10 protein-coding genes and 2 pseudogenes are annotated in these 11294 nt (G+C 74.4%); 8 read left to right on the top strand and 4 right to left on the bottom strand.

The features are described 5' to 3' along the window. Positions 1 to 105: 105 nt before the first annotated feature. Together folK and ACPYOM_RS09540 are read left to right on the top strand one after the other, a co-directional pair. Positions 106 to 993 carry a 2-amino-4-hydroxy-6-hydroxymethyldihydropteridine diphosphokinase gene (gene folK / locus ACPYOM_RS09545; RefSeq protein WP_481340317.1) on the top strand — a complete coding sequence of 296 codons (888 nt, stop codon included), beginning with the start codon at positions 106 to 108 and terminating at the stop codon, positions 991 to 993. Then, the gene (locus tag ACPYOM_RS09540) at positions 990 to 1478 is read left to right on the top strand and encodes a DUF3180 domain-containing protein (protein WP_481345756.1); all 489 of its coding nucleotides are present in this window, start codon (positions 990 to 992) and stop codon (positions 1476 to 1478) included. The genes folK and ACPYOM_RS09540 overlap by 4 nt, the downstream gene beginning before the upstream one ends. A 282-nt stretch (positions 1479 to 1760) precedes the next feature. On the opposite strand, the gene ACPYOM_RS09535 is transcribed toward ACPYOM_RS09540, so the two are convergent. After that, positions 1761 to 2060, bottom strand: coding sequence for a hypothetical protein (locus tag ACPYOM_RS09535; RefSeq protein ID WP_481340321.1), 300 nt, complete (start codon positions 2058 to 2060; stop codon positions 1761 to 1763). 8 nt (positions 2061 to 2068) lie between these two features. Further along, on the bottom strand, positions 2069 to 3271 hold the full coding sequence (locus ACPYOM_RS09530; RefSeq protein WP_481340323.1) for an NADH-quinone oxidoreductase subunit D: 1203 nt from the start codon (positions 3269 to 3271) through the stop codon (positions 2069 to 2071). On the opposite strand from ACPYOM_RS09530, the pseudogene ACPYOM_RS09525 reads away from it, so the two are divergent. Further along, a pseudogene (locus tag ACPYOM_RS09525) lies at positions 3159 to 4547 on the top strand (cytochrome P450); the annotation flags it as partial. The gene ACPYOM_RS09530 and the pseudogene ACPYOM_RS09525 overlap by 113 nt on opposite strands. Before the next feature lie 294 nt (positions 4548 to 4841). Here ACPYOM_RS09525 and ACPYOM_RS09520 read toward each other — a convergent pair. Together ACPYOM_RS09520 and ACPYOM_RS09515 are read right to left on the bottom strand one after the other, a co-directional pair. Next, a pseudogene (locus ACPYOM_RS09520) lies at positions 4842 to 5138 on the bottom strand (copper resistance CopC family protein); the annotation flags it as partial. A gap of 5 nt (positions 5139 to 5143) precedes the next feature. Next, positions 5144 to 6172 carry an SAM-dependent methyltransferase gene (locus tag ACPYOM_RS09515; RefSeq protein ID WP_481345755.1) on the bottom strand — a complete coding sequence of 343 codons (1029 nt, stop codon included), beginning with the start codon at positions 6170 to 6172 and terminating at the stop codon, positions 5144 to 5146. 31 nt (positions 6173 to 6203) lie between these two features. Between ACPYOM_RS09515 and ACPYOM_RS09510 the strand changes: the two genes are divergently transcribed. From ACPYOM_RS09510 to nadC, 5 genes are all read left to right on the top strand, one after another. Then, positions 6204 to 7103, top strand: a complete 900-nt coding sequence (locus ACPYOM_RS09510; RefSeq protein WP_481345754.1) for a Rossmann-like and DUF2520 domain-containing protein — start codon at positions 6204 to 6206, stop codon at positions 7101 to 7103. Next, positions 7100 to 7987: a pantoate--beta-alanine ligase gene (gene panC, locus ACPYOM_RS09505; RefSeq protein WP_481345753.1), complete on the top strand. Its 888-nt coding sequence runs from the start codon at positions 7100 to 7102 to the stop codon at positions 7985 to 7987. Before ACPYOM_RS09510 ends, panC begins: the two co-directional genes overlap by 4 nt. 93 nt (positions 7988 to 8080) lie before the next feature. Continuing rightward, positions 8081 to 8515: an aspartate 1-decarboxylase gene (gene panD, locus ACPYOM_RS09500; RefSeq protein ID WP_481345752.1), complete on the top strand. Its 435-nt coding sequence runs from the start codon at positions 8081 to 8083 to the stop codon at positions 8513 to 8515. 90 nt (positions 8516 to 8605) lie between these two features. Continuing rightward, the gene (locus ACPYOM_RS09495; RefSeq protein ID WP_481345751.1) at positions 8606 to 10387 is read left to right on the top strand and encodes an L-aspartate oxidase; all 1782 of its coding nucleotides are present in this window, start codon (positions 8606 to 8608) and stop codon (positions 10385 to 10387) included. Continuing rightward, a complete protein-coding gene (nadC, locus tag ACPYOM_RS09490; protein ID WP_481345750.1) occupies positions 10384 to 11292 on the top strand; it encodes a carboxylating nicotinate-nucleotide diphosphorylase in 909 nt (302 codons plus the stop codon). Before ACPYOM_RS09495 ends, nadC begins: the two co-directional genes overlap by 4 nt. Positions 11293 to 11294 lie beyond the last annotated feature (2 nt).

The following is an 11294-nucleotide window of genomic DNA, read 5'->3' as shown; positions in this document are numbered from 1 at the left end:
GTGGTGCGTCCGGGTCCACGACGTCGCCTCCACCGTCCGGGCCCTCGCCGTCGTGCAGGCGGCGCTCGACCATGCCGGTGACGACCTCATCGAGGAGCTCGACTGATGCCTGACCGCATCGTGCTGCAGGGTGTCACCGCCCGCGGCCACCACGGAGTGCTCGCTGCCGAGAAGCGAGACGGGCAGACCTTCGTCGTCGACGTCACCATGACGCTCGACCTCGAGCCGGCCGGACGCACCGACGCGCTCGTGGCCACGGTCAACTACGCGGAGGTGGCCGGCGACGTCGTGGCCCGGGTCACCGGCCCGTCGTTCGACCTCATCGAGCGGCTCGCCGAGGTGATCGCCGACGACGTGCTGCGCCACGACCTCGTCGAGGTCGTCGAGGTCGTCGTGCACAAGCCGGAGGCGCCGGTGGGGCACCCCTTCACCGACGTCCAGGTGCGCGTCGAGCGCAGCAACGCCGCGCACGTCGTCGTCGCGCTCGGCACCAACCTCGGGGACCGCGGCCAGACGCTGACGGACGCGATGGTGGCCCTGACCGCCCTGCCCGGGCTGACGCTGACCGGCATCTCCGACATCGTTGCCACGGACCCGGTCGGCGGCCCCGAGCAGCCCGAGTACCTCAACGCGGTCGTGGTGGGGCGCTCGCTGCTGCACCCGGCCGACCTGCTCGCCGAGCTGCACCGCATCGAGGCCGAGCACGGACGCACGCGTGAGGTCCGTTGGGGCGCAAGGACGCTCGACCTCGACCTCATCCAGTACGGCCGCCCGGGGGGTCATCACGAGGTCGTCAGCGACGACCCGGAGCTGACGCTGCCGCACCCTCGCGCGCGCGAGCGGGCGTTCGTCCTCGTGCCGTGGCTCGATGCCGACCCGCGCGCGACCCTGCGGGTCGGCGAGGGCACGGCCGGCATCCGCCGCGTCGAGGAGCTCCTCTGCGACCTCGACCGCTCCGGCGTGCGCCCCGGCCCCGGATGGGAGCAGCAGTGAGACCGCACGCCGGCATCCGCGTCACGGCCCTGGTGCTGACCGGGCTCGTGGTCACCGTGCTCGCCTGGGTCGTGCTTCGTTCGGTGGCCGGCGGCGGTCACGGCCTGCCCGACCCCGGCTGGCTCGGCCTCGTCGCGATGCTCTTCCTCGGCGGCGGCCTCGTGGTGGCAGGCTGGCAGGTCCGCAAGGTGCGCGACGGTCTCGACCAGCCGCACGTCACGCCGCTGCGCGCGGCCCGCACCCTCGTGCTCGGCCAGGCGGGCGCGCTCACCGGCGCCGCCCTCGTCGGCTGGTACGCCGCGAACGTCCTCGTGCTCCTGCCCGACGCCGACGTCCAGTCCCAGCGCGACCGCATCTGGCCGTTCGTGGCCCATGCCGTGGTCGCCCTCCTGCTGTCGGCGGCCGGCATGCTCGTGCAGCGCTGGTGCCGCCTGCGCCCGACCGACGACGAGGACGAGCCCCGCAACGGACGCGACGGCGCCTGACGGCGCCCGATGCGCCCGCAACGGGTGGCAGCCGAGAACCCGCAGGGCCCCTCCGCCCCTGCACCCCCTGGCCACGGGCACCACTCGGCCCATCCGCCGACCGGACCCGCTGGGCCCCGATCGGCTACGTCACTGCTCACTCAGAGTGAGCAGTGACGTAGGCGCCGGGGGACCAGCGGTACACCCTTGAGGTACCCCCTGGTGGAAGGCGCAGGCTGAGCCCCGCGGCGACCGCCGTCGATCCGTCGCAGCGGCGTGGGTCGGGTCCCGGCGCCGCGGGCGTCAGCGGGGCGTCGACAGGACCGGCGGGCCGGTCGTTGTCGACGTGGTGGTCGGCGTCGTGGTCGGCGTCGTGGTCGGGGACACCGGCGTCGTCGTCGAGGCTGTTCCGGTCTGACGCGGTGGGCCGGCCGGGCCGTCGGGTGTCGTCGTGCGCGCCGGCCACGGCGGGGGGATGGTGTCGACGGTGTCCTCGTCGGAGCACGCGGCGGCGAGGGTCACCGACGTAGTGATGACGGCGACCGCGGCCGCGCGCAGCCACGTCGCCCGCGATGCGCCGCGCCACCAGGTCGACCGCGACATCGGGGGCCTCACTTGTCGACGTCGCCGACGACGAAGAACATCGAGCCGAGGATGGCGACCATGTCGGCGATGAGCTGGCCCGGGAGCATCTCGCTCAGCACGGAGATGTTGTTGAACGAGGCCGACCGCAGCTTGAGCCGCCACGGGGTCTTCTCGCCGCGGGACACGAGGTAGTAGCCGTTGAAACCGAGGGGGTTCTCGGTGGCGCAGTACAGCTGCCCCTCGGGCACCTTGAGCACCTTGGGCAGCTTGACGTTCACGGGGCCCTGCGGCAGGCCGACGAGCCGGTCGAGGCAGGCCTCGGCGAGGTCGAGCGACACGTGGACCTGCTCGAGCAGCACCTCGAGGCGGGCCAGGCAGTCGCCCGCCCTGCGGGTCACGACGCGTCCGGGACCGCCCTTCGCGAAGAGCTCGCCGTACGCGAGGTACGGGGTGTCCCGGCGCAGGTCGACGTCGACGCCGCTCGCCCGGGCGATGGGACCCGAGACGCCGTAGGCCAGGGCGGTCTCGCGGGGCAGGACGCCGACCCCGCGGGTGCGACCCTCGAGGATCTCGTTGCCGACGACGAGCCGCTCGAGCGCGGGCAGCCGCCGGCGGACGTTCTCGACCGCCTTGCCCGCGCGCCCGAGCCACCCCGCGGGGAGGTCCTCCTTGAGGCCGCCGACGCGGTTGAACATGTAGTGCATCCGGCCCCCCGACACCTCCTCCATGACCGCCTGGAGCTCCTCGCGCTCACGGAACGCGTGGAAGACCGGCGTGATGGCGCCGAGCTCGAGGGGGTAGGAGCCGAGGAACATCAGGTGGTTGAGCACGCGGTTGAGCTCGGCGAGCAGGGTGCGAGCCCAGACGGCCCGCTCGGGGACCTCCATGCCGAGCATGTGCTCGACCCCGAGGACGACCCCGAGCTCGTTCGAGAAGGCCGACAGCCAGTCGTGGCGGTTGGCCAGCACGATGATCTGGCGGTAGTCCCGCACCTCGAAGAGCTTCTCGGCGCCCCGGTGCATGTACCCGATGACCGGCTCCGCCGTGACGATGCGCTCGCCGTCGACGACGATGCGCAGCCGCAGGACGCCGTGGGTCGCGGGGTGCTGCGGGCCGATGTTGAGCACCATGTCGGCGGTCGCGAGGCCGCCGGCCCCGACCCCCACGGTCAGGGCCTGGCGGCGTGCCGGAGCCGCGGTCGTGCCGGGGACCTCGGACGCGGGGGGCATGTGCTCGAGTATGCCGTGCCGCGCCGGTCGTCACCTCGCGACCCCGGGGCTGCCGTGGCGCACCCGGGTCGGGCACAGTGGGTTCGTGAGCCAGCCAGAACCCGACACCGCTGCCGACGGCACCGCCTCCGGCGTCCCCGACCCCGCCGGACGTCGTTCCGCCGTGCCGACCGCACCGGCCGCCGTCGACCTGTCCGCGGCGGCCTTCGTGGCCGACCCGTACGGCGACCTCGCCGTCATGCGGCAGGTGGCGCCCATCGTCTGGCACGAGGGGCTCGGCCTGTGGCTCACGACGACGCACGCCGCGGCCAACGACGTGCTGCGGGACCGACGGCTCGGCCGCATCTTCCGGCCTCGGGCCACCTCCGAGGACGACCCCTGGACCGTGTTCGACTGGCTGCACGCAGACTCGATCCTGGACTCCGAGCCGCCCAAGCACACCCGGCTGCGCCGCCTCGTCGCCGGCGCCTTCAACCGCGGGCACATCGAGCGGCTCCGGCCGCGCGTGGAGCAGATCGCCGACGAGCTGCTGTCCGACGCCCTCGCGCGCCTTGACGGCGACCGGGTCGACGTCATCGAGACCTACGCCGAGCCCCTGCCCGTCCGCGTCATCTGCGAGCTGCTGGGCGCGCCCGCGTCCGACTGGAAGCGCCTGCGCGACTGGAGCCAGGCCATCGTCCGGATGTACGAGGTGGCGCCGTCCGCCGACGCGCAGCTGGAGGCGCAGCGGGCCTGTGCCGAGTTCGCCCGCTACGTCGAGGCGCTCGCGGCCGAGCGCGTCGAGAACCCGGGCGACGACCTGCTCACCGCCCTCGTCGAGGAGCGCGACGGCGGGGACCGGCTCTCGCGCCGCGAGCTCGTCGCCACCGTCGTCCTGCTGCTCAACGCCGGCCACGAGGCCAGCGTCAACGGGTTCGGCAACGGCCTCGCGTCCCTGCTGTCGGACCAGGCACAGCTGCAGGCGGTCCTCGGCTCGCTGGACGACGACGCAGCGGTCGCGCGCCTCGTCGAGGAGATGCTCCGGCACGACTCGCCGCTGCACCTGTTCGAGCGCACCGCGACGACCGACGTCGAGCTGCACGGTGTCACGGTCCGCGAGGGCCAGAAGGTCGCCGCCCTGCTCGGCGCCGCCAACCGCGACCCCGCCGTCTTCCCGGACCCGGACCGCTTCGACGCCGGGCGCGACCCCAACCCGCACCTGGCCTTCGGGGCCGGCATCCACTTCTGCCTCGGCGCGCCGCTGGCCCGGATGGAGCTGCAGATCTCCGTCCGGGCGCTGCTGCGGCGCCTCGGTGCGGTTCGCGTCGTCGAGGCGCAGCGACGTCCCACCTTCGTGCTCCGCGGCTACGAGCGCCTCGTCGTCGAGCGCGAGCAGGACGGCGGTGCCGACGATGGTCAGGAGCACCGGCACGAAGGTGGACGAGGCGGCCTCCTCGTTCGTCGAGTCGTGCTGGCGCACATGGACGCTCGGCCCCGCCGTGGCCGTCGAGCCGTCGAGGCCGACCATGGCGTGGAAGGAGAAGGTGCCGCTGACCGGGTGGCCGTCGTCGGACGTGACGCGGTAGGTCACCGTGTAGTCGCCGCCCGGGGCGCTCGCTGCGAGCCGCTGGCGCACGACCGAGCCGTCGATCGTCGGCGCGCCCTCGGCGACGTCGCCCTTCGGGCCGGTGACGACGACCTGCGTCCCCACCGAGAGGGGCGCCTCGGCGAAGGTCAGCTCGACCGTGCCCGGCAGCGTGTCGACGACCGCGCCGTCCGAGGGGTTGGTGCGCTCGAGGACGTCGTGGGCCGATGCCGCGGCGGGCAGCCCCACGGTGACCGAGAGCGCGACGCCGAGGGCGAGCAGGAGGGACGACACGCGACGCATGACGATCAGGGTACGTGGGGCCCTCGCAGCCGCTTCACCGCCCACCGGAACCCGCCGAAGCCCGCCGGGTCGACGAGGCGCGCCTCCGCGCTCGTGCGCTCGAGGGCGGCGAGGTAGCCGAGCGGGTCCTGCAGCGCGAGCGCGTGCGGCGGGACCGTCGCGGTGACCCCGAGCCGGCGCAGCACCTCGCGCTGGGTCGGGGTCTCGTCGGCGTCCAGGGTGTCCACGGCGACGTGGGCGGTGAGGTCGCACGACCCGTCGGGCACCGGTGTCGTCAGGTGCCCGGACGCGTAGCCGGCGAGCGTGCCGTGCGCGGGCCGGACGTCTCGGGTGTGGCCGTAGTCGACGCCGACGAGGGTGCCCGAGCGGACGCGTCGGACGAGGCCGGCCCACGCACGGTCACGGTCGAGGCCGACCTCGACGCGGTCGCCGGGGGCCGACGCCGGCCAGTGGTCGCGGGCCCAGGCGAGGTCCGCGCCCTCGAGCGGCCCGCCGAGCTGCTCCTGACCGGTCGCCGCGTCGACGAGCACGACGCGCAGCAGGCCCGAGCCGTCGACCTCCGCCACGGTGCACGGAACGACGTCGAGCCACTCGTGCGCCACGACGAGGCAGTCCTCGAGCCCGTCGAGCGCCTCCGGCAGGTCGGGGCCGCCGGGGGAGCGGACCCACTCGATGCGCTCGTCGAGGCCCTCGGGCCGGTCGACGACGTCGACGGCCACCACCCGGACGCCGGCATCGCTCGGAGGCGACGCGCCGCGGTCGGTCCCGTCCGCGTACCTCGCCCCGGCGGGGGCGCCGTCGTCCAGCGCGGCGCGCAGGTGCGTCGCCAGCTCGCCGCGTCCCGCCCCCACGTCGACGACGAGCCGCACCGGGTGGTCCGGCAGCGCGAGGAGGGCCCGCGCCAGCACGGCGCCGGGTGCGCCGTGCGCCGCCGTCGTGAAGTGGGCCGCGGGCCCGCCCGCTGCGACGTAGAAGCCGCGCCCGGGCGCGTAGAGCGCCTCGTGCCACGCCTCGCGCCAGGGAAGGACGTCCACGGCGCCCGACTGTAGGCGATACCGTGCGCGGGTGAGCAGCCCCAGCGAGCGCCCCGCCCGTTTCGACGTCGGCGTCGTCGGGGCCGGACGCGTCGGTTCGGTGCTCGGCGCGGCCCTCGCGCGCGCCGGTCACCACGTCACGGGCGTCTCGGCGGTCAGCGAGGCGAGCCTCGACCGGGCGGCCCGGATGCTTCCCGGCGTGCCGGTCAAGCCGATCCCCGACGTCGTCTCGGGAGCCCACCTCGTCGTGCTGGCCGTGCCCGACGACGCGCTCGCCGACCTCGTCGCCGGCCTCGGCGCGACGGGCACCTTCACGCCCGGTCAGCTCGTCGTGCACACCTCGGGCGCCCACGGCATCGGCGTCTTCGAGGCCGCCCTGGACAGCGACATCGTCCCGCTCGCGCTGCACCCGGTGATGACCTTCACCGGCACCGAGGTGGACCTCGAGCGCCTCCAGGACTGCTGCTTCGGGGTGACGACCGTCGACCTCGCGCGACCGGTCGGCGAGGCCCTGGTCATCGAGATGGGTGGTGACCCCCTCTGGGTCCCCGAGGAGGACCGGGTCACCTACCACGCGGCCCTGGCGCACGGCGCCAACCACCTCGTCACGCTCGTGGCGCAGTCGATGCAGCTGCTCGGGGAGGCCGGCATCGAGGACCCGGCCCGGGTGCTCGAGCCGCTGCTGACAGCCGCGCTGGGCAACACCCTCCAGCTGGGTGATGCTGCCCTCACCGGCCCGGTGGCGCGCGGAGATGCCGGTACCGTGGCCGGGCACGTCGCGATGCTGCGCACGGTGGCGCCCGACATCCGGCCGACCTACCTGGCGCTGGCGCGCGCGACGGCGCAGCGGGCCCTGCTCAGCGGACGCCTCCGGGCGGACGTCGCGGACCCGCTGCTCCAGCTGCTGGCCCGCGAGGAGGACCGACCGTGACCCAGACCCCCGTCGTCGCCCGGACGCGCGACGAGCTGCGCGAGGCCCGGGCCTGCCTCGACGACGGCGACGTGGCCGTCGTCATGACGATGGGCGCGCTGCACGACGGCCACGCGACGCTGATCCGGCGGGCGCGCGAGACCCACGCCCACGTCGTCGTGACGATCTTCCTCAACCCGCTGCAGTTCGGGCCCAAGGAGGACCTCTCGCGGTACCCGCGCACGTTCGACACCGACCTGCAGATCTGCACCGACGCCGGGGTCGACCTCGTGTTCGCCCCGACGCCCGACGTCATGTACCCCGACGGCGACCCGGGCGTGCGCGTCTCGGCCGGACCGCTCGGTGACGTTCTCGAGGGTCAGGCCCGGCCGGGGCACTTCGACGGCATGCTCACCGTCGTCGCGAAGCTGATGCAGCTGACCCGCTGCACGTCGGCGTACTTCGGCCAGAAGGACGCCCAGCAGCTGCTCCTCATCCGCCGGATGGTCCGCGACCTCGACTTCCCCGTCAACGTCGTGTCGGTGCCGACGGTCCGCGAGGCCGACGGGCTCGCGATGTCGAGCCGCAACACCTACCTGACGCCGTCGGACCGCGAGACCGCGCTGTGCCTCTCGGCGGCGCTGCGAGCCGGAGCCGACGCCGCCACCGAGGGGCCCTCGGCCGTCCGTCGCGCGGCGCGGTCGGTGCTCGTCCGGGAGCCGCTGGCGCTCGTCGACTACCTCGTGCTCGTGCACCCGGACACCCTCGAGGACGTGCCCGAGTGGTACCGCGGCGAGGCCCTGCTCGCGGTCGCCGGCCGGGTCGGCACGACGCGTCTCATCGACAACCTGCCCGTGCTCGTCGGCCCCGGCGGCGGCGCCCGCGAGACCTTCTCACACCCCTGACGCTCACCGGCGTCGTCAGCCGGAGCCCACCGCAGCCCATCGCACCCCCGTCGAAACCCCGTCGAATCCCCTTCTCCTGAGGACAGATCCACCGTGCAGCGATTCATGCTCCACTCGAAGATCCACCGTGCCACGGTGACCCAGGCCGACCTGCACTACGTCGGCTCGCTCACCATCGACCGCGACCTCATGGACGCCGCGGACCTCTGGCCCGGTCAACAGGTCGACGTCGTCGACGTCGACAACGGCAACCGCCTCACGACGTACGCCATCGAGGGCGAGCGCGGCAGCGGCATCGTGTGCATCAACGGCGCGGCGGCGCGGCTCATCTCGCCCGGCGACACCGTCATCGTCATCGCGTACGCCGCGATGGACGACGCCGAGGCGCGCGCCTTCGAGCCGAACGTCGTCTTCGTCGACCGCGACAACCGCGTCGTCGGGACCGGCCACGACGCCGGCGACGTGCCGGACGGCTTCGGCCTCCTGACGTCCGCGGTCACGGAGCGGAACCACGCCCACCACCTCTGACGCCGCGGCATACGGTATGGGGCACGACCTCCACCGGGACCCCACCGTCCCCACCGGTCCCACCGAAACGCCCCCATCGAGAAGGTGCTCATGAACGACAGCGGCATCACGGTCCCGCGCCGGCTCCGGGCGCCTGCGCCGGGCTGGGCGGCGACGGCCGACGTCATCGTCGTCGGCAGCGGCATCGCGGGCCTCACGACGGCCCTGCGGCTGCGGCGTCGCGTCGACCGCGTCCTGCTCGTGACGAAGACCGTCCTCGACGAGGGGTCGACGGCCTGGGCGCAGGGCGGCATCGCCGCCGTGATGTCGCCGGAGGACAGCCCGGCGGAGCACATCCACGACACGCTCGTGGCGGGCGTCGGGCTGTGCGACGTCGACGCCGTGCGCACGCTCGTCACGGAGGGCACCGACGCCGTCTGGGACCTCATCGCGCTCGGGGCCGACTTCGACCGGGGCGAGGCCGGCGGCCTGAGCCTGACCCGGGAGGGCGGGCACCACCGCGACCGCATCCTGCACGCGGGTGGCGATGCCACCGGCCGGGAGATCAGCCGCGCCCTCATCGCCGCGCTGGACCGCGTCCGTGACGACCCCGGCATCGAGGTCATCGAGCACGCGCTCGTCGTCGACCTGCTCACCGACGCCGACCGGCGCGTCTGCGGCGTCACGCTGCACGTCATCGGCGAGGGCCAGGTCGACGGCGTCGGTGCGGCGCACGCGCGGGCCGTCGTCCTCGCGACCGGTGGGCTCGGTCAGATCTACTCCTCGACGACCAACCCGTCCGTGGCGACGGGCGACGGCATGGCGGCCGCGCTGCGGGCCGGTGCCGTCCTCGCCGACCTCGAGTTCGTCCAGTTCCACCCGACCGTGCTGTGGCTCGGTGAGGGCTCGCGCGGCCAGCAGCCGCTCATCTCCGAGGCGGTCCGCGGCGAGGGAGCCTTCCTCGTCGACGCGGCGGGCGAGCGGTTCATGCAGGGCCAGCACCCGCTGGCCGACCTCGCGCCGCGTGACGTCGTCGCCCGGGCCATCATCCGGCGGATGCGAGAGACCCACGCCGACCACGTCTACCTCGACTGCCGCCACCTCGGTGCGGCCTTCCTCGAGCAGCGGTTCCCCTCGATCGTCGCGCGCTGCCGGCAGCTCGGCTTCGACCCGGCGACGCAGCTGCTGCCGGTCGCGCCGGCCCAGCACTACGCGTCCGGCGGCGTGCGCACCGACCTGCGCGGGCGCACCTCCCTCGAAGGTCTCTACGCGTGCGGCGAGACCTCGTGCACCGGCGTGCACGGGGCCAACCGGCTCGCGTCCAACTCGCTGCTCGAGGGCCTCGTCTTCGCCCGGCGCATCGCCGACGACCTCACCGCACGGCTCGGCGCGGGCGAGCTGCCACCCACGACGCCCGCGCAGGAGCCGGACGCCGTCGCGCCGGAGCTGGTCCGGGGCAAGCGCCGGCTCGACGTGCAGCGGGCCATGACGGCCGGGGCCGGCACGGTGCGCTCGGCGGCGTCGCTCGCGGCGACCGAGCAGGCGCTGGCCGCGGTGTCCGAGCGGTCCGCCCGCGACACCGACCGGCAGGGCGGACCCAAGAGCTGGGAGACGACCAACCTCGTGCACCTCGGCCGGGCCCTGACGCACGCGGCTGCGCTGCGCGAGGAGACCCGCGGCGGCCACGTGCGCGAGGACTTCCCGACCCGCGACGACGAGCGCTTCCTCCACCACGTCCACCTCGTGCGGGGCGCCGCGGGGCGTCTGGAGGCGAGCGTCGTCCCGGTGCCGCGCGCGAGCCTCGACGGCCTCGACCTCGACGCCGGCGTGCCCGACCGACCCGCCGGCCACCTTGTGGCACAGCGCGACTCACGATCCGAGGAGGACCGGTGACCGACCACCACGACATCGCGACGCAGCCGAGCGGCCTGAGCGGCTTCCCCGACGAGTGGGCCCGCAGAGTCGTCGACGTGGCCCTCGAGGAGGACCTCGGGCCGCGGGGCCTCGACGTCACGACCCTCGCGACGATCCCCGCCGACCAGGACCGCGTCGCGGAGGTCGTGGCCCGCGGCCCCGGGGTCGTGGCCGGCGTCCCGGTCATCGGCCTCGTCCTGTCAGCGGTGGCCGCACGGCTCGAGCTGCCGGTGCCGGCGGTCGAGGTGCTCGCCGACGACGGAGCCCGGGTCGAGCGCGGTGACGTCATCGCCCGCGTCACGGGCCGGACCCAGGTGGTGCTCGTCGCCGAGCGGACCGTCCTCAACGTGCTCAGCCGCCTGTCCGGCGTCGCGACCCACACGCGCCGGTGGGCCGACGCGCTCGAGGGCACGCCGACGATGGTCCTCGACACCCGCAAGACGACGCCGGGGCTGCGCTGGCTCGAGAAGTACGCGGTGCGCTGCGGCGGCGGCACGAACAAGCGCATGGGGCTCTACGACGTCGCGATGATCAAGGACAACCACAAGCTCGCGGCCGGGTCGGTCGCCGCGGCGTACGCCCTGGTGCGGGGGCGGTTCCCCGACGTCGACGTGCAGGTCGAGGTCACGACGCCGGCCGAGGCCCGGGAGGCCTACGACGCCGGAGCCCGGTTCGTCATGTGCGACAACATGACCGTGCCGGTGCTCGCCGAGACCGTCGCGCTGCTGCGCGCGGCCGGCGAGCCGGTCGAGATCGAGGCGACGGGCGGGATGACCCTCGAGGTCGCGCGCGCGTACGCCGAGACGGGCGTCGACTTCATCTCGGTCGGCGGCCTGACCCACTCCTCGCCGATCGTCGACATCGCCCTCGACCTCGTCGGCTGACG

The organism is Monashia sp. HAY1-2A, assembly GCF_056755315.1.
Note: the sequence above shows the minus strand (reverse complement) of the source record. Positions and strands in the feature narration are given on the sequence as shown.